This window comes from Microbacterium sp. NPDC055988 (assembly GCF_042269505.1).
GTDB lineage: Bacteria > Actinomycetota > Actinomycetes > Actinomycetales > Microbacteriaceae > Microbacterium.
This window is the reverse complement of the sequence record NZ_JBHJXY010000001.1, coordinates 3,115,315-3,139,767: the sequence shown is the minus strand read 5'-3', so window position 1 is coordinate 3,139,767 and position 24,453 is coordinate 3,115,315. Positions and strand designations below refer to the sequence as shown.

General features: G+C 68.3%; 24 protein-coding genes. 15 read left to right on the top strand and 9 right to left on the bottom strand.

Going from position 1 to position 24,453, the window contains the following annotated elements:
• Positions 1-3 precede the first annotated feature (3 nt).
• From ACFC14_RS15030 to ACFC14_RS15020, 3 genes are all read right to left on the bottom strand, one after another.
• The gene (locus ACFC14_RS15030; protein ID WP_376106090.1) at positions 4-1,347 is read right to left on the bottom strand and encodes a cryptochrome/photolyase family protein; all 1,344 of its coding nucleotides are present in this window, start codon (positions 1,345-1,347) and stop codon (positions 4-6) included.
• Positions 1,348-1,395: 48 nt separating this feature from the next.
• Positions 1,396-1,809 (bottom strand): hypothetical protein, encoded by a 414-nt coding sequence (locus ACFC14_RS15025; protein WP_376106087.1) that lies wholly within the window; start codon positions 1,807-1,809, stop codon positions 1,396-1,398.
• Positions 1,810-1,871: 62 nt separating this feature from the next.
• Positions 1,872-2,822, bottom strand: coding sequence for an alpha/beta hydrolase (locus ACFC14_RS15020; RefSeq protein ID WP_376106084.1), 951 nt, complete (start codon positions 2,820-2,822; stop codon positions 1,872-1,874).
• Positions 2,823-2,984: 162 nt separating this feature from the next.
• Here ACFC14_RS15020 and ACFC14_RS15015 point away from each other — a divergent pair, with 162 nt between their 5' ends.
• The 4 genes from ACFC14_RS15015 (at position 2,985) to ACFC14_RS15000 (ending at position 7,494) form a co-directional block, all read left to right on the top strand.
• A complete protein-coding gene (locus tag ACFC14_RS15015; RefSeq protein ID WP_376106081.1) occupies positions 2,985-4,145 on the top strand; it encodes a sensor histidine kinase in 1,161 nt (386 codons plus the stop codon).
• The gene (locus ACFC14_RS15010) at positions 4,142-4,807 is read left to right on the top strand and encodes a response regulator transcription factor (protein ID WP_136043987.1); all 666 of its coding nucleotides are present in this window, start codon (positions 4,142-4,144) and stop codon (positions 4,805-4,807) included. The genes ACFC14_RS15015 and ACFC14_RS15010 overlap by 4 nt, the downstream gene beginning before the upstream one ends.
• A gap of 161 nt (positions 4,808-4,968) precedes the next feature.
• Positions 4,969-6,915 carry a threonine--tRNA ligase gene (thrS, locus tag ACFC14_RS15005; RefSeq protein WP_376107220.1) on the top strand — a complete coding sequence of 649 codons (1,947 nt, stop codon included), beginning with the start codon at positions 4,969-4,971 and terminating at the stop codon, positions 6,913-6,915.
• 27 nt (positions 6,916-6,942) lie between these two features.
• Entirely contained in the window at positions 6,943-7,494 is a 552-nt protein-coding gene (locus ACFC14_RS15000; protein WP_376106077.1) for an HIT domain-containing protein, read from the top strand.
• A gap of 1 nt (position 7,495) precedes the next feature.
• Here ACFC14_RS15000 and pdxY read toward each other — a convergent pair whose 3' ends face one another.
• Entirely contained in the window at positions 7,496-8,347 is an 852-nt protein-coding gene (gene pdxY, locus ACFC14_RS14995) for a pyridoxal kinase PdxY (protein WP_376106074.1), read from the bottom strand.
• A gap of 46 nt (positions 8,348-8,393) precedes the next feature.
• Complete coding sequence (locus ACFC14_RS14990; RefSeq protein ID WP_376106071.1) at positions 8,394-9,701, bottom strand: aminotransferase class I/II-fold pyridoxal phosphate-dependent enzyme; 1,308 nt, start codon at positions 9,699-9,701, stop codon at positions 8,394-8,396.
• Between the two features lie 90 nt (positions 9,702-9,791).
• On the opposite strand from ACFC14_RS14990, the gene pdxS reads away from it, so the two are divergent.
• Positions 9,792-10,685 (top strand): pyridoxal 5'-phosphate synthase lyase subunit PdxS, encoded by an 894-nt coding sequence (gene pdxS, locus ACFC14_RS14985; protein WP_376106068.1) that lies wholly within the window; start codon positions 9,792-9,794, stop codon positions 10,683-10,685.
• Positions 10,675-11,286: a pyridoxal 5'-phosphate synthase glutaminase subunit PdxT gene (gene pdxT / locus ACFC14_RS14980; protein WP_376106065.1), complete on the top strand. Its 612-nt coding sequence runs from the start codon at positions 10,675-10,677 to the stop codon at positions 11,284-11,286. The genes pdxS and pdxT overlap by 11 nt, the downstream gene beginning before the upstream one ends.
• On the opposite strand, the gene ACFC14_RS14975 is transcribed toward pdxT, so the two are convergent.
• From ACFC14_RS14975 to ACFC14_RS14965, 3 genes are all read right to left on the bottom strand, one after another.
• On the bottom strand, positions 11,283-11,963 hold the full coding sequence (locus tag ACFC14_RS14975) for a dienelactone hydrolase family protein (protein WP_376106063.1): 681 nt from the start codon (positions 11,961-11,963) through the stop codon (positions 11,283-11,285). The genes pdxT and ACFC14_RS14975 overlap by 4 nt on opposite strands.
• A gap of 25 nt (positions 11,964-11,988) precedes the next feature.
• Complete coding sequence (locus ACFC14_RS14970; RefSeq protein WP_376106060.1) at positions 11,989-12,951, bottom strand: aminoglycoside phosphotransferase family protein; 963 nt, start codon at positions 12,949-12,951, stop codon at positions 11,989-11,991.
• A gap of 92 nt (positions 12,952-13,043) precedes the next feature.
• A complete protein-coding gene (locus ACFC14_RS14965) occupies positions 13,044-14,435 on the bottom strand; it encodes a pyridoxal phosphate-dependent decarboxylase family protein (protein WP_376106057.1) in 1,392 nt (463 codons plus the stop codon).
• A 95-nt stretch (positions 14,436-14,530) separates the two neighbouring features.
• Here ACFC14_RS14965 and ACFC14_RS14960 point away from each other — a divergent pair, with 95 nt between their 5' ends.
• From ACFC14_RS14960 to ACFC14_RS14920, 9 genes are all read left to right on the top strand, one after another.
• Positions 14,531-15,133, top strand: coding sequence for a hypothetical protein (locus tag ACFC14_RS14960; RefSeq protein ID WP_376106054.1), 603 nt, complete (start codon positions 14,531-14,533; stop codon positions 15,131-15,133).
• A 108-nt stretch (positions 15,134-15,241) separates the two neighbouring features.
• Positions 15,242-16,003 (top strand): YebC/PmpR family DNA-binding transcriptional regulator, encoded by a 762-nt coding sequence (locus tag ACFC14_RS14955; protein WP_136044057.1) that lies wholly within the window; start codon positions 15,242-15,244, stop codon positions 16,001-16,003.
• 45 nt (positions 16,004-16,048) lie between these two features.
• Complete coding sequence (gene ruvC / locus ACFC14_RS14950) at positions 16,049-16,633, top strand: crossover junction endodeoxyribonuclease RuvC (protein ID WP_376106051.1); 585 nt, start codon at positions 16,049-16,051, stop codon at positions 16,631-16,633.
• 9 nt (positions 16,634-16,642) lie between these two features.
• Positions 16,643-17,263: a Holliday junction branch migration protein RuvA gene (gene ruvA / locus ACFC14_RS14945; protein WP_376106048.1), complete on the top strand. Its 621-nt coding sequence runs from the start codon at positions 16,643-16,645 to the stop codon at positions 17,261-17,263.
• Entirely contained in the window at positions 17,256-18,281 is a 1,026-nt protein-coding gene (ruvB, locus tag ACFC14_RS14940; RefSeq protein WP_376106046.1) for a Holliday junction branch migration DNA helicase RuvB, read from the top strand. Before ruvA ends, ruvB begins: the two co-directional genes overlap by 8 nt.
• A gap of 72 nt (positions 18,282-18,353) precedes the next feature.
• Positions 18,354-18,755, top strand: a complete 402-nt coding sequence (gene yajC, locus ACFC14_RS14935; protein ID WP_376106043.1) for a preprotein translocase subunit YajC — start codon at positions 18,354-18,356, stop codon at positions 18,753-18,755.
• A gap of 56 nt (positions 18,756-18,811) precedes the next feature.
• On the top strand, positions 18,812-20,560 hold the full coding sequence (secD, locus tag ACFC14_RS14930) for a protein translocase subunit SecD (protein WP_376106040.1): 1,749 nt from the start codon (positions 18,812-18,814) through the stop codon (positions 20,558-20,560).
• Positions 20,560-21,549 (top strand): protein translocase subunit SecF, encoded by a 990-nt coding sequence (gene secF, locus ACFC14_RS14925; protein WP_376106037.1) that lies wholly within the window; start codon positions 20,560-20,562, stop codon positions 21,547-21,549. Before secD ends, secF begins: the two co-directional genes overlap by 1 nt.
• A 66-nt stretch (positions 21,550-21,615) precedes the next feature.
• Positions 21,616-23,868, top strand: coding sequence for a bifunctional (p)ppGpp synthetase/guanosine-3',5'-bis(diphosphate) 3'-pyrophosphohydrolase (locus tag ACFC14_RS14920; RefSeq protein ID WP_136043972.1), 2,253 nt, complete (start codon positions 21,616-21,618; stop codon positions 23,866-23,868).
• Here ACFC14_RS14920 and ACFC14_RS14915 read toward each other — a convergent pair.
• Positions 23,855-24,406 (bottom strand): type IV toxin-antitoxin system AbiEi family antitoxin, encoded by a 552-nt coding sequence (locus ACFC14_RS14915; protein ID WP_376106033.1) that lies wholly within the window; start codon positions 24,404-24,406, stop codon positions 23,855-23,857. The genes ACFC14_RS14920 and ACFC14_RS14915 overlap by 14 nt on opposite strands.
• Between the last annotated feature and the right edge of the window lie 47 nt (positions 24,407-24,453).

Below are 24,453 nucleotides of genomic sequence, written 5' to 3'. Positions count from 1 at the left end.
GCGCTACGGCCGAGGAGCCCGCTTGACCACGTCGTACGCGGCGAGCGCCGCCTTGCGCGTCTCGCCCAGGTCGACGATCGGTTCGGTCGGCGCTTCCGAGGCCCAGTGCGAGATGTAGAGCCCCTGCGGGTCGAACTTCTTCGCTTGGAGCTCGGGGTTGAATACTCGGAAGTAGGGCGCGGCGTCGGCACCTGAGCCCGCCACCCACTGCCAGTTGAAAGGGTTGTTGGCCTCGTCGGCGTCGACGAGCGTGTCCCAGAACCACTCTTCGCCGAGTCGCCAGTCGATGAGCAGGTTCTTGACGAGGAACGACGCCACGACCATCCGGACGCGGTTGTGCATATAACCCGTGTGCCAGAGCTCGCGCATCCCGGCATCCACCAGCGGCACGCCGGTCTCGCCGTGCTGCCAGGCGTCGAGGTGCGACGGATCGAGTGGTGGCCACGGGAAGGAGTCGAATTCGCGACGGAGATTCTGTGTCGCGAGATCGGGGGAGTGGTACAGCGTGTGCCAGGCGAACTCCCGCCACCCGAGTTCGGAGAGGAAGCCACCGGCGCCGTCGACGCCGACCGACTCGTGCCAGACGGTGAACGGGCTGATCTCTCCCCAACGCAGCCGTGGGGAGAGCAGCGAGGTCGCACCGGCGGACGGCTCGTCACGAGCACGGTCGTAGGCGGGGAGGTCATGTTCGAGGAATTCCGTGAGCCGTCGCCGGGCGGCGGGCTCGCCGGGCTCCCACGTCTCGCGCAGTCCACCGGCCCAATCCGGCCGGGTGGGCAACAGGTCCCAGTCGTCGAGAGCATCGGATGCGGGAGCATGAGCCGGGCCATCGACCGTTCGCGGCTCGGGGAGCGGCGCGCGCGGCGCCGGAAGGGCGAGGCACGCACGCCAGAATGGTGTGAAGACGGAATAGTGGGTCCCGCTGCCGGTCGTGACCGTCCAGGGCTCGTGCAGGAGTGACGCCGCGAAGGAGGAGACGTCGATTCCCTCGGCTCGCAGCGCGGCCTTGAGCCCGGCATCCACCGACCGTTCGGGGCCACCGTACCGGCGATTCCAGAAGACGGCTCCGGCATCGATCTCGTCGGCCAGATCAGAAACGAGGCGCTCCGCCGGGCCGCGGCGCAGCACCAGGGAACCTCCGCGATCGTGAAGCCTCCCCTCGAGGGACTCCAGCGAGTGATGCAGCCACCATCGTGCGGCGCCACCGAGCGCGCGGAATCCCGGCGACTCCTCGTCGAGCACGAAGAGCGCGACGATCGGCTCACCGCGATCGATCGCGGCGCGCAGGGCGGGGTTGTCCGCCAGGCGCAGATCGTCTCGGAACCAGACGAGCGAGGGGGAGGCCATGGCCCTATTCTCGCTGACCCGGGCCGTCCCCTCGGGAGACAGACCCGATCAACGTCGCCGCGTACGGCGAGAGTTCCCTCTCTCGTCGTCCGTGGCCCACAGCGCCCACACGACGAGCAGGGGCTGCAGGAAGAGACGACCGAACCGCCGGGCGTCGGTGTCGAGCCCAGGAGTCGAACGCCGCGTGCGCCACTGGTACACGTTGCCGGGGAAGACCGCGGCGAAGAACGCGGCGGTCGCCCATCCGATCCTGCGCCGTTCTCGAGGAAGCGCGACGAGTCCTGCGGCGAGCGCGACCTCCGCCGCCCCCGAGGCGATCACGATCGCGTCCTTGTCGAGCCGCGTGAACCGGGTAGCCCAGTCGGGGACCACGACGCGGAAGCCGCGGGTGCTCACGAAGTGTGTGACGCCGATGGCGCCGAGGGCGACGGCGAGGATCCAGCGCGCGACTGCTCTGCTCATCCGCTCACGCTACAGGTGCCCTCGGAAGCGCGATGCCTCCTCGGGCACCGGCACTGAATCGGTCAATCGCCGGAGAAGTCCCGTGCCTCCTCCCAGGACCGGAAGCCGTCGGCGATCTCCGTGGAGTGCGTGTGGTGCAGATAGTGCTCGCCATCCAGCGGCACCACGGTTCCGTCCGCGACGGTCGCGGCCTGCTCGTCGTGGAGGGACAGCCATTCGGGTGTGGTCTCGTTCTCGGCCACCACGAAGAGGAGGAGGGGCAGATCCTGCGGGAACGTCGAGCCGATCGCGTCAGCGAAGTTGGTGCGGATGTGGGACATCTCGTCCAAGTAGGTCGGACCCAGGGAGTTGCGGTTGGTCAGGAGCATCATCTGCTCGCGCGCCTCCGCTGAGGAGGGGGACTCCCCGTCGTCGGTTCCGCCGAACGCGGTGAGCAACCGGACGAGGCCGAGGTTCTTCGCCGCTCCCATGAGGCCGGTGGGGAACACCGTGTCCACGTGGGGCTGGCGCGGGACACTGGTATCGATGCCGACGAACGCCCGCACCTCGTCGGGATACCGGTGCGCGAACTCGATGCCGTAGATTCCGGCGATCGAGTGCCCCATGAGCACGTAGCTGTCGATGTCCAGGCTCCGTAGCGCCTCGTGCACCTCCGAGACGATGTTCTCCGTGGTTCGCGACCGATCGGTCCCGTCGCTCAGTCCGTATCCGAAGGGCTCCACCACGACCACGCGATGGTCGGCTGCGAGATCGTCGACCAGCGGTTCGAAGTCGATGACGGGGGAGGGCGTGCCGAACCCGGGCAACAACACGATGGTCTCCGGCCCGTCGCCCGAGATCGCCACATTCATGTCGTGCCCATCGACACTCACCGTCTCGCCGTACGGTTCGATGCGATCGGCTTCGACACCACTCGCCACAGCGTTGACGATCGTCGTGGTGGCCAATCCCACCGCGATCACGGCGCCGATCGCCGTCACGGTGATGAGCGCTCTCTTTGCGACCTTCTTCATGGACACCTCTCCCGGTCGCGCGGTGCGACCCGGTTCCAGCGTTCCTCGTCGGGTCCGCCGGCGCGTCCCCCCGACGCAGACATCCGCGTACCGCATCCGCGGTATGCGGATCTCGTCCTCGTGGGGGACTCGTGGCCCGGAGAACCGCGAAATACTGGAGGGATGCCGGTGCCTGGAGCTCGTGGGATCGCGGCCGCGCTGCGGAGTGTCATCATCTTCGCCGTGGTCGTCATCTTCGCCGTCCTGCCGTTCCCTGCCGAGGACTTCCGGGCCACCGGGTGGCTGCTGGTCCCCGCGCTGCTGCCAGCCGCGGCGGTGCTGGTCCGTCGTCGCGTGCCGTTCGTGGCTCTCGGGGCGAGCCTGGTCTGCGCGGTCGTGCTCGCGTTCGCCGGGGTCGTATCGCCCAGCGCGCTCCTGGCGGCCGCCTTCAGCTGCTACGCGCTCGTCGATCTGCGCGGACGGCTGGTGGGAGTGGTCGGAGTCCTCGCCGCGGCGGTGGTCGCGTTCCTCTCGAACGGCCTCGCCATGGGCGGCGACCTCTTCGACTCCGCCGCGCTCCAGTTCGTCCTGTCACTCCTGCTCGCCGGTGCGCTGGGCGATGCCGCGCGCTCGCGTCGGGAGTTCGTCGCGGTCATGACGGAGCGGGCCGAGCGTGCCGAGCAGAGCCGCGACGACGAGGCGCGGCGCCGGGTGATGGAGGAGCGGGTGCGGATCGCACGGGATCTGCACGATGTCGTCGCGCACCAGATCTCGGTGATCAGCCTCAACGCAGGGGTGGCGTCGTCCGCCTTGGAGAGCAGGCCCGAACGCGCCCGGGAAGCGCTCACGACGATCCGCAGCGCTTCGCGCACGGTGCTCGCCGACATCGGCGGGCTCATGTCGCTGCTGCGCGCGGACGACGTGGATGAGCCCTTCGATCTCCGTCCGCAGCATGGGCTCGCCGACCTCGGCGCCCTGGTCGAGCGGTTCGAGGATGTCGGTCTCCGCATCGACCTGCGACGCGAGGACGACACCGTGGCGATGTCCCCGGCGAGCGACCACGTCGCGTATCTGGTCGTGCAGGAAGGGCTGACGAATGCGCACAAGCACGGAGCGGAGGGGCGAGTCGTGGTGACGGTGCGCGCGGTCGATGATGCGCTCGCTCTGACGGTCGCGAATCCGCTGGACCCGAGCGTCGTCCCGCCATCGTCGAGCGGGCACGGGCTCCGTGGGCTCCGCGAACGGGTCTCCGCCGTCCGCGGCGACGTGGCCGTGGAGAGCACGCGCGACGAATTCGTCCTCTCCGTGCACCTCCCCACGAACGGACGGAGGGTCCGCGGATGATCTCTGTCCTCGTAGTCGACGACCAGCCGCTGGTCCGCCAGGCGGTGCGCGACATCCTCACGGACGGGGACCTGCACGTGGTCGGCGAGGCCGCCACCGGGCGCGCAGCGGTCGCGTCCGCCGCCGAACTCGTCCCGGATGTGGTGCTGATGGACATCCGGATGCCGGACCTGGACGGGATCGCCGCTACCGAGCTCATCTGCGCCGCGCGACCGGAGGGGAAGCCCCGGGTGCTGATCCTCACGACGTTCGAGGAAGACGACTACGTGGTCGCCGCCCTCCGCGCGGGCGCGAGCGGCTTCATCGGCAAGGGCGCGGAACCGGACGACATCGTCCGCGCGGTGCGCACGATCGACGCGGGAGAGTCGCTGCTGTCGGCCACGGCGACGCGCACGCTCATCGAACGTTCGGTGCGCGGAGCCACACCATCGACGCCGGGCGCGCACGCGGAGGTGCTCGCCCGGTTGACGGCCCGCGAGCGCGAGGTGCTGGTGCTGGTCGCCGGAGGCCGGACGAATCAGGAGATCGCGTCGGCGCTCACCATCTCGCCGCACACCGCGAAGACGCACGTGAACCGCATCATGTCGAAGGCGGATGCGCGCGACCGTGCCCAGCTGGTGATCCTCGCGTACGAGTCCGGAATCGTCGTCCCCGGAGGCTGATGGCCCTCCTCCGGCGCATCTTCGATGGGGCGTGCGCGGCGGTCAACACCGCGTGCTCATACGAGTAACCTGGACACCGACCCAGATGGAGAGTTTCTGTGCCTGAAAACGCCCGGCCGCACGATGGCTTCGCCCTGTTCACTGACCGAAACGTCGTCGCGATGCGCGTCAACGGCGATCTCAAGGATCTCGCCACGACCGTGACAGACGCCGACGAGGTCGAGCCGGTCACGATCGACAGTGCGGACGGGCTGAGCATCCTCCGCCACTCCGCGGCCCACGTGCTGGCGCAGGCGGTGCAGCGCATCAACCCGCAGGCGAACCTCGGCATCGGCCCGCCCATCACCGACGGGTTCTACTACGACTTCGGCGTAGAGACCCCGTTCACGCCCGAGGACATCAAGGCCATCACCAAGGAGATGCAGCGCATCGTCCGCGAGGGTCAGCGCTTCGTGCGCCGCGTCGTGACCGACGACGAGGCCCGCGCCGAGCTCGCGAACGAGCCGTTCAAGCTCGAGCTCATCGGCCTCAAGGCCCCTTCGGCAGGCTCAGGGACCCAGATGGGCAAGGTCGAGGGCGCCTCCGTCGAGGTCGGCGAGGGCGAGCTGACGATCTACGACAACACGACGCGTGACGGCGAGGTCGTCTGGAAGGACCTCTGCCGCGGGCCGCACCTGCCCAACACGCGCATGATCGGCAACGGCTGGGACCTGACCCGCATCGCCGCTGCCTACTGGCGCGGCAGCGAGAAGAACCCGCAGCTGCAGCGCATCTACGGCACGGCCTGGCCGACCAAGGACGAGCTGCGCGCCTACCAGCATCGTCTGGAGGAGGCAGCCAAGCGCGACCACCGTCGCCTGGGCAAGGAACTCGACCTGTTCTCGTTCCCCGAGGAGATCGGCTCCGGCCTCTCGGTCTGGCACCCGCGCGGCGGCGTGATCCGCGGCGAGATGGAGCAGCACGCCCGCAAGCGCCACATCGAGGGCGGCTACACCTACGTGTACACGCCGCACATCTCGAAGGAAGATCTCTTCCTCACGTCGAACCACCTCGTGACGTACAAGGAGGGCATGTTCCCGCCGATCGTCATGGACGAGGAGCGCGACGACGAGGGCAACATCACAAAGCAGGGCCAGGACTACTACCTGAAGCCGATGAACTGCCCGATGCACATCCTCATCTACAAGGAGCGCGCTCGGAGCTACCGCGACCTGCCGCTGCGGTTCGCCGAGAACGGCACGGTCTACCGCAACGAGCTCTCCGGTGCCCTGCACGGTCTCACCCGCGTGCGCGGCTTCACCCAGGACGACTCGCACCTGTTCGTCACGCCCGACCAGCTCGAGGCCGAGGTCGCCAAAGTCCTCGAGTTCATCCTGTCGATGCTGCGCGACTTCGGTCTGACCGACTTCGAGCTCGAGCTGTCGATGAAGGATGACGAGAAGTCGAAGTGGATCGGCTCCGATGAGTTCTGGGAGTCGTCGACCGATGCGCTGCGTCGCGTCGCCGTCGCCTCCGGCCTCAAGCTGACCGAGGTCCCCGGAGAGGCCGCCTTCTACGGCCCGAAGATCGACCTCAAGACGCGCGATGCGATCGGCCGCACCTGGCAGCTCTCGACCGTGCAGGTCGACCCGAACCTGCCCGAGCGCTTCGACCTCGAGTTCATGGACAAGGACGGGCAGAAGAAGCGCCCGATCATGATCCACCGCGCACTCTTCGGCTCGATCGAACGGTTCTTCGCGATCCTGCTCGAGCACTACGCCGGTGACTTCCCGGTGTGGCTGTCTCCCGTGCAGGTCGTGGGCATCCCGGTCGCCGACGACTTCGCCGACTACCTGGGCGAGGTCATCGACACGCTGCGCTCCCAGGGCGTGCGTGCCGAGCTCGACACCTCGGACGACCGGATGCAGAAGAAGATCCGCACCCACACGACCGGCAAGGTGCCGCTGCTGCTGATTGCGGGGGAGCAGGACCGTGCCGCGGGCACCGTCTCCTTCCGCTACCGCGACGGTGCTCAGGAGAACGGCGTCCCGATCGCGGACGCCGTGGCCCGCATCCGCGCCGCCATCGACTCCCACGCTCTCGTGCAGACAGCAGGGGACCTGGCGTGACCCTTCGACACGCTCTGGGACCCAGCGATGGCTGAGCTGGAGGATGCCGGACGCCTGGCGGGTGTGCCGGACGAGTTCCAGCGGCTGTGGACCCCGCACCGGATGGCGTACATCCAGGCGGGGCCGGAGCCGCTGCGCGAGGAGTGCCCGTTCTGCGAGGCGCCGAAGTTCCCCGACGAGGAGCGGCTCGTCGTGGCTCGCGGCGAGACGGCCTACGTGCTGTTGAACCTGTTCCCGTACAACTCCGGGCACCTGCTGGTGTGCCCGTATCGGCACATCGCCACGTACGACCAGGCGACGACCGCAGAGGTGGCCGAGATCGGGGCCCTCACGCAGACGGCGATGCGGGTGCTGCGGGAGGTGTCACGCTGCGACGGCTTCAACCTGGGCATGAATCAGGGCGCGGTGGCGGGTGCCGGCGTCGACGCCCACCTGCACCAGCATGTGGTGCCGCGGTGGACGTCGGACGCCAACTTCTTCCCCATCATCGCGAAGACCAAGGCGCTCCCGCAGCTCCTCGGCGAGGTGCGGGAGGCCGTGGCGAACGCCTGGCCGACGTCGGAGTCCGTTGCGGAGTAGGTCAGCGCACCTGGCGGGCGGTGAACTGCATCTGCGGGTTCGCGTAGAACTCCTGCGCCTCGACGAGCTGCAGCTCGCGCTCACCGGATTCGAGCGTGGCCTTCAACAGGTCGTAGACGCTGGAGGCCGTGCGCTCCAGGGCGATCTTCGCGCTGCCGGTCTCGACGTAGTGCGCCGTGAACAGCGCCGCGGTCACATCTCCGGAGCCGTTCGCCTTCATCGGCAGGTGCGGGGTCTGCACCAGCCAGGCGCCCTGCGCGTCGGCAGCGAGCATCTCGATGGTGCCCTCTTCGCGGTCGGGCCGCTCGACGCTCGTCACCAGCACGGTGCGCGGGCCCATCGCGTGGGCGAGGTCGACGGAGGCGAGTGTGGACTCGAGCGTGTCCGGCTCGGTGCCGGTGAGGAAGCCGAGCTCGAACTGGTTGGGCGTGATGATGTCGGCGACGGGGACGACGCGCTCACGCAGCAGCACCGGGATCGCCGGCGCCACGAAGCACCCTGACTTCGCGTTGCCCATCACGGGATCGCATGCGTAGACGGCGTTCGGGTTGGCGGCCTTCACACGGGCGACCGCGTCGATGATCACGTCGCCGATGCCTTCCCCGCCCTGGTACCCGCTGAGGATCGCGTCGATCTGGCCGAAGACCCCGCGCTCCTCGATGCCGGTGATCACCTCGCGGACGTCGTCCGGGGCGATCAGCGGGCCGCGCCAGGAGCCGTAGCCGGTGTGGTTGGAGAAGTTCACGGTGTAGACCGGAAGCACCTCGACGCCGATGCGCTGCAGAGGGAACACCGCGGCGGAGTTGCCGACGTGCCCGTAGGCGACGGCTGACTGGATGGAGAGGATCTTCATTCTCCGGCTCTTTCGTTCAGGGCAGGCTGGTGCCCGCGAGGGGTGGTCATCGTCCGGCGGCGACGAGGTCGGCGACGAGGGTCGCGGCATCGTCATCGGACAGGTCGTGCACGGTCAGGCGAAGGTGGCGCGACGCTTCTGCACGGTCGTCGAGCGCGAAGTCGTCGCCGGTGCGGGCCAACCATCCTCTGCGCATCAGTCGATCGGCGACGAGGCGCGCGGGCTGGGGCAGCTCGACCCAGAGGCTCATGCCGTCGGATGCGGTCGCCTCGATCCCACCGGCGCGCAGCCGCTCGGCGAAGGCGGCATTCCGCTCCGCGTAGTGGGCGGCCGCCGCGGCGACCTCGCTCATCACGGCGTCGTCGGTCAGCTGGGTCAGCGCGAGACGCTGCAACAGGTGGCTCACCCATGTGGTGCCGGGGCTCAGACGCATCGCGAGCCGATCGGCTGTCTCCGCATCCGTCGCCGCGATCGCGAGGCACATGTCGGGTCCGAGGAACTTCGACACGGAGCGCACGAGGGCGAAGCGGCGGTGGTCCGCGCCGATGAGCGACTCGTATGGGCGCTGCGAGAGCATCGAGAAGTGGTCGTCCTCGATGATGAGCACGTACGGGTGGTCGGCCAGCACGGCCCGCAGATCTGCGGCTCGCGCCGCGGTGAGGCTCGCTCCGGTGGGGTTCTGCGCGCGGGGGGTGCAGATGATCGCCCGGACTCCGGCGTCCAGTGCAGCCCGCAAACCGTCGACCGTCATGCCCTCGGAATCCACGGGCACCGGGACGGCGCGGTACCCACCGAGGCGTACGGTATGGATGCTCGCCAGGAAGCACGGGTCCTCGAGGGCCACGGCGTCGTCACGCATGAGTGCCTGAGCGAGCAGGCGCTCCACGGCGTCGACTGCGCCGCTCGTGATCGTGATGCGGAAGTCGACATCGTCCAGGTCCGTGGAGATCCACTGCCTGGCCCATTCCTCGAGCCCGCGATCGATCACGGGCTCGCCGTAGAGCACGGGGCGCGAGGCGATGGTCATCAGCGCCGGCGCAGGATCCGGGATGAGCCGCGGGTCCGGATTTCCGGTGCCGATGTCGCGGAGCACGGTGTCGGGGGCATACCCCTCTTGCGCCACGGCTTCGAGGCCCGCGACCACGGTGCCCGCGCGCCCGCGCGAGATGACGAGACCGGCCTGAGCGAGCTGACGGTACGCGGCCACGGCGGTGTTCCGATTCACGCCGAGGCTGGCGGCCAGCTCGCGCACCGGGGGCAGAAGGCTCCCGGGTTGCAGGGAGCCACGGTCGCGCAAGGAGCGCACGCTGTCGGCGATCTCCGACGCGGTGGTGCCTGTGATCTGGTCGCTCATGATCCTCCTCAGCGATTCTAGGTCGAATCGGACAGTGCTACGTTTGATCTAGATCAAACCCGACTTCGGTGCATCCGACAGGAGTTCCCCATGACCGAGCAGACAACCACCGGATCCTCGCGCGTCAAGCGCGGCCTCGCCGAGATGCTCAAGGGCGGCGTCATCATGGACGTCGTCACCGCTGAGCAGGCCAAGATCGCCGAAGACGCGGGCGCCGTGGCCGTCATGGCGCTCGAGCGCGTGCCCGCCGACATCCGTGCGCAGGGTGGGATGTCGCGCATGAGTGACCCCGACATGATCGACAGCATCATCGATGCGGTCTCGATCCCGGTGATGGCGAAGGCGCGTATCGGACACTTCGTCGAGGCGCAGGTGCTGCAGGAGCTCGGCGTCGACTACATCGACGAATCCGAGGTGCTCTCGCCGGCCGACTACGTGAACCACATCGACAAGTACGAGTTCACGGTGCCGTTCGTGTGCGGTGCGACCAACCTCGGCGAGGCGCTCCGCCGCATCAACGAGGGTGCCGCGATGATCCGCTCCAAGGGCGAGGCCGGAACCGGAGACGTCTCCGAGGCGATGAAGCACATCCGCAAGATCCGTGGAGAGATCGCGGCCCTCGCTGCGCTGCCCAAGGATGAGCTGTATGTCGCCGCCAAGGAACTGCAGGCACCCTACGAGCTGGTCGCGGAGATCGCCGAGACCGGCAAGCTCCCTGTCGTGCTGTTCGTCGCCGGCGGCGTCGCGACCCCCGCGGATGCCGCGATGATGATGCAGCTCGGAGCAGACGGCGTGTTCGTGGGCTCGGGAATCTTCAAGTCGGGCAACCCCGCTGAGCGCGCGAAGGCCATCGTCAAGGCGACCACGTTCTTCGACGACGCCAAGGTGATCGCCGAAGTCTCCCGCGGGCTCGGCGAGGCGATGGTCGGCATCAACGTCAGCGACCTCCCCGCACCCCACCGCCTCGCCGAGCGTGGCTGGTAACACCCGCGTCGGAGTCCTCGCGCTGCAGGGCGACGTGCGCGAGCACGCCGCCCTGCTCGCGCACCTGGGCGCCGACGTCGTACTGGTGCGCCGACCCGAAGAGCTCTCGTCCGTCGACGGCCTCGTGATCCCCGGCGGCGAGTCCAGTGTGATCGACAAGCTGTCCCGCATCTTCGGGATGCAGGAGCCGATCCGCGCCGCGATCGGTGCCGGGCTGCCCGTCTACGGCACGTGCGCCGGGCTCATCCTGCTGGCGGACACGGTGCTCGATGGGATCGACGGACAGGAGTCCTTCGGCGGGATGGACATCGACGTCCGTCGCAACGCCTTCGGGCGCCAGACGGAGTCGTTCGAGACCGAGCTCGTCGTCCCCGAACTCGGCGAGCATACGGTGCATGCGACGTTCATCCGCGCGCCCGTCGTGGAGCGGGTGGGCGCCGGTGTCGGCGTCCTGGCGTCGCTCACGGACGGCACAGTCGTGGCCGTCGAGCAGGGTAACCTGCTCGGCACGAGCTTCCACCCGGAGGTCGACGGCGAGACGCGCTTCCACGAGCGGTTCCTCGCGAAGGCGCGCGCCCGCGCCGGGGCATCCGCGCGCTAGCGCCGGTGGGAGAGCAACCAGTCGTACAACTCGGGGTTGTCGTAGGTCTCGGTCCAGGAATCGTGGCCGACGCCCGCATAGCGCGTGAACCGCACGTCCGCGTCGAGCGACCGGAGTTCGGTGATGATCTCCTCCGAGGCGGAGATCGGTACGACATCGTCGGCGTCGCCGTGGAAAGCCCAGACAGGTAGGCGACGAATCGGCGCCGCGCTCTGCATCCAGAGCCCGCCGCAGATCGGCGCGATCGCGGCGAACCGATCGGGATAGCGCACCGCCAGGCTCCAGGTTCCGTATCCGCCCATGCTGAGCCCTGTCACCGATATGCGAGTCGGATCGACGCGGTGCGTCGAGACGACCTCGTCGACCAGCCCGGACAGCGTCGAGAGCTCTGCGACCCACTGGCTGGACTCACCGCACTGCGGGGTGACGAGGATGAAGGGGAACTCATGACCGGCATCCGCCAGCCGCGGCGGGCCGTGCACCGCGGCGAGGTCGAGGTCGGAACCTCGTTCGCCCGCACCGTGCAGGAACAGCACCAGGGGCCAGAGCTTGCCCGGATCGGCGTCGTAGTCATCCGGAAGATGGACCAGATACCGCAGCACATCCGCCGGGGTCGGCGCGTCGTCGCGCACCTCCGACATGCGAGCGGCAGGAGTGATGTGTCGTGATCTGCGCATGCGTCCATCCTGCGCCACCCGGGCGCTAGTGCATCCCGCGTGACGACTCGGCTCGGTCGCGAGTCTCGGACAACAGTGCGGCGAGCCATCGCAGCGCGGGCCCGGCTTGCGCCCGCTGGAACGCTCGCAGGCCGGGGAGCTGGGGGATCTCCGGCTGGGCCTGTCCGTGCCAGAGATACGACGCGAATCCGGAGATCACGGGGAGCATCTCGCGCATCGGCGGGGCTCCGTGCTCCTCGAACAGCGGCCATGCCTCTTCGCAGGAGGGACCGCCCGAGGCCTCGACGCTCGGCAGCAGACACGGGAGATCGATCCACGGGGCTCCGCGGCGGGCGTGCGGCCAATCCAGGAACCGAGCTCGCCCATCGCTGATGAGGATGTTGTCGGCACGCACGTCGTCGTGTGCGATGACGTCTCCGCTGACTGCTTCACGGAAGTCCTGTTCGATGCGCAGCAGATCCGTCATCCGTTCCCGCACCATCGGCGGGAGGCCTTCGAGCAGACGCTCATCGTGGGAGATCTGCTGCCATCGGGTGAAGTCGCTCATGCTCTCGCCCGCGTCCGGCAGGTCGAGCGGTGCTTTCGTCGAGGAGAGGATGCTGAGGGTCTCAGCGATCGATTGCAGATCATCCGCCGACCAGGGATTGCCTGGGTGATGTCCGTCGATCGCCTCGAGCACCAGCGCGACACCGGCGGTCTCGTCGACCTCGCTCCACACCGCTGGGGCGATCGCCGGAGGGAGCAGCGTCAGGATCCGCATCTCCGCACGAAGGAAGCGCAGAGAGTCGGGGTGCCAATCCCGCGCACAAGCCTTCACGAAGGCCTTGCCCTTCGTGGTCGTGACGACGCCGGCGTATGCCGCACTGAACCCGCTCTGCGCCGGGACGTCGCCGAGGAAGCGGCCGCCGATAGCGTCGACGATGCGCGCGCGGAGCACCAGGGGGAGTGCAGTCCACTCCGGTCGGAGGCGATCGGCGCCTGCGCTCATCGTGACGTTCCCTTCGCTCGCAGCGTCGCGATATCCCCGGGCACGGGTTCCTCGACGTTAGCAGGCGGCGGCAGCACGGCCGAACGTCGCGCTCATTCGGTGCGCGAACCGGCGGCGACGAGACCGCGGACGGCCTCCACCGTGCGGTCGACGTCGTCCGTCGTGGTCGCCCACGATGACATCGAGCAGCGCAGGGCCGCACGTCCGCCCCACTCCGCCCCCGTCATCGCGGCCGTCCCCTCCGTGAGGATCGATGCGCCCAGTGCACGCGTCGCCTCGTCGGAGTCGAGACGGAACATCACCTGCGTGTAGTCGACGTCGTTGAGGATCTCCACCGTGTCCACCGAAGCGAGCCCCGCCGCGATCGCGACGGCGTTCGCGTGCAGACGATCCATCAGCTCGGCGATGCCCGAGCGTCCGAGACTGCGAAGCGCGGCCCACGCGGGAACCCCGCGGGCGCGCCGCGAGAGCTCGGGCGTCACATCCCACGGGTCGAGGCCCGAATAGATCAGATAGTCGCCTCCGGTGCGGAAGGCCGCGATGGAGTCCGCCGGATCGCGCACGATCGCCATGCCGCAGTCGTACGGCACGTTCAGAGTCTTGTGGGCGTCGGTCGCCCATGAGTCGGCATCCGCCATGCCGCCCGTGAGGTGGCTCAGTGCGGGAGACGCCGCCGCCCACAGGCCGAACGCGCCGTCGACGTGGACCCACGCGCCGTGCCGGTGTGCGATCGGGATCAGCGCGGCGAAGTCGTCGAAGGCGCCGGTGTGCACCTCTCCGGCCTGCAGGCAGACGATGAGTGGGCCTTCTCCGACGAGAGCTCCCGCGAGCGCATCCGCGCGCATGCGCCCTTGATCGTCAGACGGGACGACGGTCAGCTCCGCGCGCCCGATGCCCAGGAAACGTGCTGCGCGGTCGATCGACCCGTGCCGGTCGGCCCCGACGACGAAGCGCAGCGGGGGAGAACCGTGGAAGCCCTGCTCGGCGATATCCCATCCCGCGCGTGCCAGAACTGCGTGTCGCGCGGTGGCGAGGCAGGTGAAGTTGGCGAGCTGACCGCCCGTGACGAAACCGACGCTGGCGGTCGCGGGGAGGCCGAAGAGGTCGAGCATCCACTGCCCGGCGACGCGCTCCATCGCGACGGTCGCCGGTGTGAGGGTGGACGAGCCGGAGTTCTGATCCCAGGCCGAGACGAGCCAGTCGGCGGCGAGAGCGGCCGGATGCGTGCCGCCGATCACGAAACCGAAGAACCGGCCGCCGGGGATCGCGACGAGACCGGGATCGGCGAGCACGGCCATCTCCTCGACGACCGCCGCCGGGTCCATGCCGTTTTCCGGGAGTGGGCCGCCGAAGCCGGTCAGCATGTCGTCGAGTGATGCCCTGGGCCACACTGGCCGCTCTGCGACCGAATCCAGGAATCGGAGGGCGGCGTGATGCGCGGTCTCGAGTGCGCGCGTCCGGTCGTCGGGAGCCATCTCGTCCATGCCTCAGGCCTACACCCGGGCGCCGCGTCGCACCAGAGGTCGCGCGAGCAGGTCCGCCCGCGAGCAGCCGGAGGGAGGTAAGTAGGGTTGGTCGCATGATCGGCGCACGGGAATGGCAACTCATCGGGCTGAACAACCTCTACATGAATCTGCAGCGACTGCACGTCTACGATCGCGCGTCGGCGATGATCAGCGGGACTGCCGAGGACGAGGCACGGACCACGGCGCTCCGCGGATGGATGGACGCGGTCGTGGCGGCCATGGAGCCGGTGCTGCAGGGCGGAGAGCTCGATCAGGCGACGCAGGACTCCCTCCTGCCGCTGGTGCCGTGGCTCCGCGACGAGGTCGCACGCTATTACGCGCTGCACGACTCCACCGCCCCGCTGCGGGATCAGGCCGCTTTCGGTGCCGCCCACGTGCTCGCCTGCGACTACCAGACGAAGGGCGAGCGAGCGATCGCCGAAGCGGTCGGCAAGCCCGAGGAAGCCGATCGCCTCCTCCAGCGTGCCCCCATGATGATGTCGCTCGTGCGGCAGGCGAACACCGCGGTCGGGACCTGCGCCGAGGGCGAGCCGGACGCCGCGGTGGCGGGGTACATCACCGAGCACGTGCGGGTCGCCCGTGGCGATGAATCGCGCATGCTTCTGCAGATCGGTGCCGTCCCCGTGACCCTGCAGGGGCGAGACCCCCGAGAATGACGGCGGTACGGCGGGCCGTGGCGGGCGCAGCTCGGCCGGCCGCGGCTTTTCGATAGAATGGACGACGCCCTGGGCACGCTCCGGGGCGGATACGACGAGCGGAGACTTATGTCCGGGCATTCCAAGTGGGCGACCACGAAGCACAAGAAGGCCATCATCGACTCCAGGCGCGCGAAGTCCTGGGCCAAGCTCATCAAGAACATCGAGGTCGCCGCGAAGCTCGGCGGACCCGACCTGGCGGGCAACCCGACGCTCTTCGACGCGGTTCAGAAGGCCAAGAAGACGTCCGTCCCTAAGGACAACATCGACCGCGCGGTGAAGCGCGGTGCGGGCATCGGCGGCGAGGCCGTCGAGTACCTCTCGATCATGTACGAGGGATACGGGCCCAACGGTGTGGCGCTCATGATCGAGTGTCTGACCGACAACAAGAACCGCGCAGCAGCCGAGGTGCGCACCGCGCTCAGCCGCAACGGCGGGACCCTGGCCGACCCCGGCAGCGTCGCCTACAACTTCAGCCGCAAGGGCGTCATCGTCGTCGGCTCCGAGGGAACCACCGAGGACGACGTCATGATGGCGGCACTCGAGGCCGGGGCCGAGGAGATCGAGCCGCATGCCGAGGGGTTCGAGGTCATCACCGAGGCCACCGACCTGGTGGCCGTGCGCAGCGCGCTCCAGGAAGCCGGCATCGATTACGAGTCCGCCGACGTCGAGTTCGTGCCGAACCTCAAGGTCGAGATCGACGCCGACACCGCGCGCAAGATCTTCCGCCTTATCGATGCGCTCGAAGACAGCGAAGACGTGCAGAACGTGTTCACCAACTTCGACCTCTCGGCCGAGGTGCAGGCCGAGCTCGAGAACGACGACGCGTAGGCGCGCCGGACGGGCGGCGCCTCTTCGGCCGCCTAGCCTGGGGGAGTGACCTCCTCTCTGCGCGTGCTCGGCATCGACCCCGGCCTCACGCGCTGCGGTGTCGGCGTCGTGGATGTCGATCGTTCACGCCGCGGCACGCTGGTGCACGTCGGAGTGATCCGATCGGCACCGGATGCCGAGATCGGTGATCGTCTGGCGATCGTCGCTGCCGGAATCCGCGACGTCATCGCGGAGCACCGACCGGACGCGGTCGCCGTCGAGCGGGTGTTCGCTCAGCAGAACACCCACACCGTGATGGGCACCGCACAGGCGAGTGGAGTCGCGCTGCTGATCGCTGCCGAATCCGGCCTGCCCGCAGCCACCCACACCCCGAGCGAGGTCAAGGCGGCCGTCACGGGGTACGGCGCTGCCGACAAACGGCAGGTGCAGACGATGATCGCGCGCATCCTGCGGCTGGACGCGCTTCCGCAGCCGGCCGACGCAGCCGACGCCCTGGCGATCGCGCTGTGCCACGCGTGGCGGCGCGGAGGACCTGCGGCATCCGGATCGGCTGCGCTGACTCCCGCGCAACGGGCATGGGCGGATGCCGAGAAGCGTGTCGCTCGAACATACGTCCGAACCACACCCTAGGCTGAGGGGATGATCTCCTCACTGCACGGCGTCGTCCTGCATGCGACGTCCGATCAGGTCGTCATCGACGTGGGTGGTGTCGGGTTCGCCGTCGCCGTCCCCGCCGACGTCGCGCACACCGCGACCGTGGGGGAGAAGCTCCTTCTGCACACGAGCCTCATCGTCCGCGAAGACTCCCTCTCCCTGTTCGGCTTCGCCGACCGGGGCGAGCTCGAGATCTTCGGACTCCTGATCAGCGTGACCGGGGTCGGGCCGAAGTCGGCCTTGGGAGTGCTCTCGCACCTCACGGGGGATCAGATCGCCGAAGCCGTGACAGCGGAAGACGACGCGCCGTTCCGGCGGGTCTCCGGGATCGGCCCCAAGACGGCGAAGCTCATCGTGCTCCAGCTCGCCGGCAAGGTGCAGTCGTTCGCGGCGCCGTCGAGGCCGGTGGTGTCGGGCAGCACCGATGTCGTCACCCAGGTGGCGGCGGCACTGGTCGGTCTCGGGTGGTCGGAGAAGGTGGCCGCCGAGGCAGCGGCCCAGACGGCGTCCGAGGCGTCGGAGGCGGAGCGGGCAACCGTCGCCCTGCTGTTGCGACGCACCCTCGCCCTCCTCGGCCCTGCGCAGGGAGGCCAGGCCCGTGTCTGATCCTCTCGACGCGACGGAACCCTCCGACGAGACCGAGCTCGCCATCGAGGGCGCGCTGCGTCCCACGAGCCTCGGCGATTTCGTCGGACAGCAGAAGGTGCGAGGGCAGCTGCAACTGCTGCTCGACGCTGCACGCATCCAGAACCGACCCGCCGATCACATTCTCCTCGCCGGCCCTCCTGGACTCGGGAAGACGACTCTGGCGATGATCGTGGCCCATGAGAGCGAGCGGCCGCTGCGCATGTCGAGCGGCCCGGCCATCCAGCACGCCGGCGACCTCGCGGCCCTCCTCTCGAGCCTGGTGCCGGGGGAGGTGCTCTTCATCGACGAGATCCACCGCATGGCGCGTTCCGCAGAAGAGATGCTGTACCTCGCGATGGAGGACTACCGGATCGACATCATGGTCGGCAAGGGCGCGGGAGCGACGAGCATCCCGCTCGAGCTCTCGCCCTTCACGCTGGTCGGTGCGACGACGCGATCCGGTCTGCTGCCGAATCCGCTACGCGACCGCTTCGGGTTCACCGGACACCTCGAGTTCTACGACGAGTCCGAGCTCGAGCGGGTCATCGCCCGCTCGGCCGCGGTTCTCGGCGTCGACGTGCCGACCGATGCGCTCTCCGAGATCGCACGCCGCTCCCGAGGCACGCCTCGCATCGCGAACCGCCTGCTGCGCCGGGTCCGCGACTACGCGCTCGTGCACGGAGACGGTGGGGCGACGATCCACGACGTGCGCGCGGCGCTCGAACTCTACGATGTCGACGCGATCGGTCTCGATCGGCTCGACCGTGCGGTGCTGGAGGCCCTGGTCCGCCGGTTCCGTGGGGGACCGGTGGGCTTGAGCACGCTCGCCGTGGCGGTCGGCGAAGAGGGCGAGACCGTGGAGAGCGTGGTGGAGCCGTACCTCGTGCGCATCGGGTTCCTGGGGCGGACTCCGCGTGGTCGCGTGGCGATGCCGGAAGCGTACGAGCACCTCGGGGTCGCGCATCCGGACGGGATGCTTAAGTTGGATGACCTATAATCACTGAAGACTTCCCGGTTACCTTCGCGCGCCCAAAGGCTGGAGCGTGCACCTGAGAAAGGCGCTTCCCCCATGCCCATGGAATTCCTGCTCTTCGGCCTTCTCGCCGTCCTCCTCGTGTTCATGATCTTCAACACGCGCAAGCGCACGAAGCAGATGAAGGCCGAGCAGGAGGAGAAGGCGACCAAGACCGTTCCCGGCGCCAAGGTGCTCCTGCAGGGCGGCATCTACGGCACGATCGTCTCGTACGACCCCGAGGACCTCGACACGCCGGCACTCGTCGAGATCGCTCCTGGCACCATCATCGATGTCCACAGCCAGGCGATCCTCCGCGTCGTCGAGCCCAAGGACGCCGTCGTCGACGTGCCCGTCGACGTGGTCGAGGAGCCGGTCGTCGAAGAGTCGGCCGCCCCTGAGCTCGAGACCCCCGAGGAGACGCGCGCTCGCCTCGAGCGCGACGCCGACGACAAGTAATCTCCGCGGCCGGCGCGGCCCTTCGGATCTCCGTCCTCCCAGAAAGCTGAACACACGTGGCTTCATCCTCTCCCGTCCGTCACGCCTGGCGGGTCCTCCTCGGCCTGCTCCTCGTGACGGGTGTGCTCTTCGGCATCAACTCCCTGGGCGTGTACGTCATCAAGGACGCCGAAGGACAGCCGGTCAGCTCCTGGACTCCCGAGCTCGCGCTCGACCTGCAGGGCGGCACCCAGATCGTCCTCAGCGCCGAGACCGAGGACGGAGCGGCTCCCACGCAGGAGCAGCTCGACCAGGCCGCGGCGATCATCCGCCAGCGCGTGGACGCGTCGGGTGTGGCCGAGGCCGACATCACGACCGAGGGCGGACAGAACATCGTCGTCCAGATCCCGGGCGAGGCGGACGCGCAGACGCGTGAGCGCATTCAGGCGAGCGCGCAGCTCGAGCTGCGGCCGGTCCTGTACACAACGGCCGCGAGCACCGAGTTCGTCGGGGAGGATGGGAACTCCACTCCCTACCCCAGCCCGGACCCCTCACTCAATGCGACGCCGACCGCCGAGCCGACAGACGCGAGCGACCTGTCCTGGGTGACGGACAAGCTGGCAGCGGAGTTCCAGGCCTACGACTGCGAGAACCCCGACAACGACCCGGCGCGTGCTCCCAAGGATCAACCGGTCGTCGCGTGCTCCCCGGACAAGACGCAGAAGTTCCTCCTCGGCCCGACGGAGCTCGACGGCACTGCGATCACCGACGCCTCCGCCGGTCGCGACCAGAAGTCCGGCGCATGGATCGTGCAGCTGACCATGAACGGCGAGGGCGGCGACGCGTTCGGCAAGGTCAGCACGCGGCTCAACCAGAACCGCATCGACGGCCTGTCGCCGCGCGATCAGTTCGCGTTCGTTCTCGACGGCGACGTCATCAGCGCTCCGCGGATGAACGGCGTCATCCTCGACGGCCGCCCCAGCATCTCGGGCAGCTTCACGCAGGAGACGGCGACCACCCTCGCCGACCAGCTGAAGTTCGGTGCGCTGCCCCTCAGCTTCACCGTCCAGAGCTCCGACACGATCTCCGCGACGCTCGGAACCCAGCAGCTGCAGATCGGCCTCATCGCGGGACTCATCGGTCTCGCACTCGTCGCCATCTACTCGCTGATCGTGTACCGCGCGCTCGGCTCGGTGATCATCGCGTCGATCGCGGTGATGGCGATCCTGACGTACATCATCATCTGCATCCTGGCGTGGCGACTCGGCTTCCGGCTCTCGCTCGCCGGCGTCGCCGGTCTGATCGTCTCGATCGGCTTCACGGCCGACTCGTTCATCGTGTACTTCGAACGAATACGAGACGAGCTCCGTGACGGGAAGTCGATCACTTCCGCCGTCGAAGACGGCTGGGGTCGCGCGAAGCGCACGATCTACATCTCGAAGTCGATCAACATCCTCGCCGCGGTCGTGCTCTACATCCTCGCGGACGCCACGGTGAAGGGCTTCGCCTTCACACTCGGCCTCACCACGCTCATCGACGTGTTCATCTTCGTGATCTTCACGCACCCGGTGATGCAGCTACTCGCGCGCACCCGGTTCTTCGGAGGCGGACACAAGCTCTCCGGCCTCGATCCCGAGGCGCTCGGCGCGGTGTACCGCAGCCGGTCCCAGTATCGGGAGGTCACGACCGCGTCTGCAGGTCGTGGGGCGAAGAACGCCCGCTCCCGAGGCGAGGCAGACCGCCGACAGACCATTGCGGAACGCAAGCGTGCCGAGGCACTCGCGGGCGACAGACCCACCAAGCCCGGAAGTGAGGGAGACGCCTGATGCCTTCCATGAATGAGTTCGGAAACAACCTCTACTCCGGCAAGACCTCCTTCCCGTTCGTCGGCAAGCGTCGCCTGTGGTTCATCATCGCGATCGTGCTGGTCGTGGGTTCGGCCCTCGTGCCGCTCATCCGACCCATCCAGTTCTCGATCGAGTTCACCGGCGGGTCTCAGTTCACGGTGCAGGCACCGGACACGGTCGACCAGAAGACGGCGAAGGAGGCCGTGCAGTCGGTCGTTCCGGGAGCCGCGACCAAGGTCGTCGTCGTCAACGAGAAGGACATCCGGGTCCAGACCGACCAGATGAGCGCCGCCGAGACGCAGGAGGTCGCGGAAGCACTCGCCGATGCCTACGGTGTCGATCCGTCCAACGTGGCGTCGTCGTTCATCGGCCCCGCCTGGGGCGAGAATGTCACGAAGCAGTCGCTGTGGGGTCTCGCGATCTTCCTGGCGCTCACCTTCCTCATCCTCGCGATCTACTTCCGCACGTGGAAGATGTCGGCGGCGGCGATCATCGGCCTGCTCGATGTGCTCGTGATCACGGTCGGCGTGTATGCGCTGGCCGGCTTCGAGATCTCGCCGGCTGCCGTCATCGGCTTCCTGACGATCCTCGCGTACTCGCTGTACGACACCACCGTCGTGTTCGACAAGATCAGGGAGAACACCACCGAAGACGGGGAGAAGTCCGCCCGGTTGTTCGGCGAATCGGTGAACCTCGCCGTGAACCAGACGCTCGTGCGCTCCATCAACACGTCTGTCGTCGCGGCGCTGCCCGTCGGCGCGGTGCTCTTCATCGGCGCCTTCTGGCTCGGCGCGGAATCGCTCACTGACATCTCGCTGTCGATCTTCGTCGGCATCCTCGTGGCGACCTACTCCACGCTGTTCGTGGCTGCTCCGCTGTACTCGCTGTTCCGCGAGAACGAGCCGCAGCTCAAGGAGCGCGACGCCCGCATCCGCGAGGCTCGCAGCCGGGCATCGGTCGAGGCCTGAGGGGCGCCCGAGCGGAAGCTCGGCGCCCTCAGCACGCGTAGGATGAACTGATCGGGAGGTGAGTTGATGGCGGAACCGCAGACGTCATCGCAGGGTTCTAGTCTGCGACGACTGGTTCCCCGCATCTTCTCCCGCGCGTCCCGCATCAACGACCTCGACAACCTGATCCGCACCGTTCGCGCGAACCACCCCAAGGGTGACTTCTCCGTCATCGAACGCGCATACGCGGTCGCCAAGGAGAAGCACGAGGGGCAGAAGCGCCAGAGCGGCGAGCCGTACATCACGCATCCGCTGGCTGTCGCCCAGATCCTCGCCGAGCTCGGCCTCGGTCCACGGGCGATCGCGGCTGCACTCCTGCACGACACTGTCGAAGACACCGGCTACGCGCTGACCGATCTCACCGCCGAGTTCGGCGACGAGGTGGCGATGCTCGTCGACGGCGTGACCAAGCTCGACAAGGTCAAGTACGGCGAGAGTGCGCAGGCCGAGACGGTCCGGAAGATGATCGTGGCGATGTCGAAAGACATCAGGGTGCTGCTCATCAAGCTCGCCGACCGACTGCACAACGCGCGTACCTGGGGTTTCGTCCCACCGGAGAAGGCGACGAAGAAGGCCAAGGAAACCCTCGAGATCTACGCACCGCTGGCGAACCGCCTCGGTATCCAGGCGATCAAGTCGGAGCTCGAGGATCTCTCGTTCGCCGTGCTGCACCCGAAGATCTACAACGAGATCCACAGCCTCATCGCGCAGCGGACCCCGCAGCGCGAGAAGTACCTCGCTCAGGTCGTCGAGGAGATCGACGAGGACCTGCGCGATCTCCGCATCCGCGGCAAGGTCGTCGGGCGTCCGAAACAGCTCTACTCGGTGTATCAGAAGATGGTCATCCGCGGACGCGAGTTCGACGACATCTACGATCTGATCGGCATCCGCGTCCTCGTCGCGTCGGTTCGCGATTGCTACGCCGTCCTCGGTGCGATCCACGCGCGTTGGACGCCGCTGCCCGGCAGGTTCAAGGACTACATCGCCACCCCGAAGTTCAACCTCTACCAGTCGCTGCACACCACGGTCATCGGCCCCGCCGGGCGCACGGTCGAGATCCAGATCCGCACCCACGAGATGCACCAGCAGGCCGAGTACGGCGTGGCCGCGCACTGGATGTACAAGGAGCGGATGAACGGCGGAGGCAAGACCGAGGTCCGTGCCTCCGACACCGACATGGCGTGGCTCGCGCACATCTCCGACTGGCAGGCCGAGACCGCCGATCCCGGGGAATTCCTCGACTCGCTGCGCTTCGAGATCGGTGCGAAGGAGGTCTACGTCTTCACGCCGAAGGGGCGGGTGATCGGACTGCCCGCCAGCGCGACCCCCGTGGACTTCGCCTACGCGGTGCACACCGAGATCGGCCACCGCACCATGGGGGCGAAGGTCAACGGTCGCCTCGTGCCCCTGGAGTCGGAACTCAAGAGCGGCGACGTGGTCGAGGTGTTCACCTCGAAGAACCCCGATGCCGGTCCCAGCCAGGACTGGCTCGGTTTCGTCGCGAGCACGCGAGCGCGGAACAAGATCCGCGGCTGGTTCACCAAGGAGCGTCGCGAAGAGGCCATCGAGCAGGGCAAGGAGGCCATCGCCCGAGCGATGCGCCGCCAGAACCTGCCGCTGCAGAAGCTGATGAGCCAGGACTCGTTCGCCGAGGTCGCTCGTGGACTGCACTACGAAGACGTCTCCGCGCTCTACGCCGCGGTCGGCGAAGGACACGTGTCGACGCAATCGGTGCTCGAGAAGGTCACGGCTCTGGTCGCGGCCAACGATCCGAGCACGGGCGCGATCGATCTCCCCGGCAGCGTCCCGACGCGTGAGCCGCGTTCCGGCGACTCCGGAGTGCTCGTACGCGGCGCCAACGACATCCTGGTGAAGCTCGCCAAGTGCTGCACGCCGGTTCCCGGTGATCAGATCGTCGGATTCGTGACGCGCGGCAGCGGGGTCTCGGTGCACCGGGCGGACTGCGTCAACGTCAAGGCGCTCAGCAACGAGCAGGACCGCTTCGTCGAGGTGTCATGGGCGCCCACGACCAAGAGCGTGTTCCGCGTGCAGATCCAGGTCGAGGCGCTCGACCGCTCGGGGCTCCTCTCCGACGTGACGCGGGTGCTGAGCGAGCACCACGTCAACATCCTCTCGGCGACCGTCACGACCACCGATGAGCGGTTGGCGCTGAGCCGGTTCGTCTTCGAGATGGGCGATGCGGTGCACCTGGACCGCGTGCTGAACGCTGTCCGTCGGATCGACGCCGTGTACGACGTCTACCGGGTCACCTCCTCCTGAGGGCGAGGCGCTCCAGAGCCGCCGAGCCCATGCGACTGCCCGGCACACGTCGCAGGTCCCGCAGGTCCCGCAGCGCCGCCTCCGGTGTGTCTGGACATGCGGCGGCGAGCAGGTCCATCCACGGCAGCACTCGCGGGTCGCGATGCAACGTCGTCGCGAGGTCGAGCATGGTCCGCGCCGGGCTGGACACCGCGACGCCGCCCAGGACGCAGACGTCTTCTGCCGGGAGCAGAGTGTCGTGGAAGACGAGGCGCGCGCTGGTGACCGGACGGATCCGGCGATCCACGCACCGCTTCACGTGATGCACGGCCGGTGGCGTGTCGCCCGCCCCGTGGATCCATGCGGCCGTCTGGTTGCAGGCGGCGGTCCCCGGCCGGACGAGTGCGGCGACTGTGCTCGCCCGTACGTCCGGACCCTCCACGAGGTCGGCCGGGATGTACGCATCGCCCACGTCGACGACATGACCGTCGATGCGGGCTGCGCTGAGCTCGGTCTGACTCAGCCGCTCGCCGGGAACATAGAGGAACGCGGGGTGCATCACGCCAGTCTGGCGCAGTGCACCCCGCGTTCGAGACGGTCGCGGAG

What these genes read in the sequence shown, in the direction of transcription:
- ACFC14_RS15030 (WP_376106090.1), bottom strand. Translation starts at nt 1,347, where the DNA reads ATGGCCTCCCCCTCGCTCGTCTGGTTCCGAGACGATCTGCGCCTGGCG.
- ACFC14_RS15025 (WP_376106087.1), bottom strand. Translation starts at nt 1,809, where the DNA reads ATGAGCAGAGCAGTCGCGCGCTGGATCCTCGCCGTCGCCCTCGGCGCC.
- ACFC14_RS15020 (WP_376106084.1), bottom strand. Translation starts at nt 2,822, where the DNA reads ATGAAGAAGGTCGCAAAGAGAGCGCTCATCACCGTGACGGCGATCGGC.
- ACFC14_RS15015 (WP_376106081.1), top strand. Translation starts at nt 2,985, where the DNA reads ATGCCGGTGCCTGGAGCTCGTGGGATCGCGGCCGCGCTGCGGAGTGTC.
- ACFC14_RS15010 (WP_136043987.1), top strand. Translation starts at nt 4,142, where the DNA reads ATGATCTCTGTCCTCGTAGTCGACGACCAGCCGCTGGTCCGCCAGGCG.
- thrS (WP_376107220.1), top strand. Translation starts at nt 4,969, where the DNA reads ATGCGCGTCAACGGCGATCTCAAGGATCTCGCCACGACCGTGACAGAC.
- ACFC14_RS15000 (WP_376106077.1), top strand. Translation starts at nt 6,943, where the DNA reads ATGGCTGAGCTGGAGGATGCCGGACGCCTGGCGGGTGTGCCGGACGAG.
- pdxY (WP_376106074.1), bottom strand. Translation starts at nt 8,347, where the DNA reads ATGAAGATCCTCTCCATCCAGTCAGCCGTCGCCTACGGGCACGTCGGC.
- ACFC14_RS14990 (WP_376106071.1), bottom strand. Translation starts at nt 9,701, where the DNA reads ATGAGCGACCAGATCACAGGCACCACCGCGTCGGAGATCGCCGACAGC.
- pdxS (WP_376106068.1), top strand. Translation starts at nt 9,792, where the DNA reads ATGACCGAGCAGACAACCACCGGATCCTCGCGCGTCAAGCGCGGCCTC.
- ACFC14_RS14975 (WP_376106063.1), bottom strand. Translation starts at nt 11,963, where the DNA reads ATGCGCAGATCACGACACATCACTCCTGCCGCTCGCATGTCGGAGGTG.
- ACFC14_RS14970 (WP_376106060.1), bottom strand. Translation starts at nt 12,951, where the DNA reads ATGAGCGCAGGCGCCGATCGCCTCCGACCGGAGTGGACTGCACTCCCC.
- ACFC14_RS14965 (WP_376106057.1), bottom strand. Translation starts at nt 14,435, where the DNA reads ATGGACGAGATGGCTCCCGACGACCGGACGCGCGCACTCGAGACCGCG.
- ACFC14_RS14960 (WP_376106054.1), top strand. Translation starts at nt 14,531, where the DNA reads ATGATCGGCGCACGGGAATGGCAACTCATCGGGCTGAACAACCTCTAC.
- ACFC14_RS14955 (WP_136044057.1), top strand. Translation starts at nt 15,242, where the DNA reads ATGTCCGGGCATTCCAAGTGGGCGACCACGAAGCACAAGAAGGCCATC.
- ruvA (WP_376106048.1), top strand. Translation starts at nt 16,643, where the DNA reads ATGATCTCCTCACTGCACGGCGTCGTCCTGCATGCGACGTCCGATCAG.
- yajC (WP_376106043.1), top strand. Translation starts at nt 18,354, where the DNA reads ATGCCCATGGAATTCCTGCTCTTCGGCCTTCTCGCCGTCCTCCTCGTG.
- secF (WP_376106037.1), top strand. Translation starts at nt 20,560, where the DNA reads ATGCCTTCCATGAATGAGTTCGGAAACAACCTCTACTCCGGCAAGACC.
- ACFC14_RS14920 (WP_136043972.1), top strand. Translation starts at nt 21,616, where the DNA reads ATGGCGGAACCGCAGACGTCATCGCAGGGTTCTAGTCTGCGACGACTG.
- ACFC14_RS14915 (WP_376106033.1), bottom strand. Translation starts at nt 24,406, where the DNA reads ATGCACCCCGCGTTCCTCTATGTTCCCGGCGAGCGGCTGAGTCAGACC.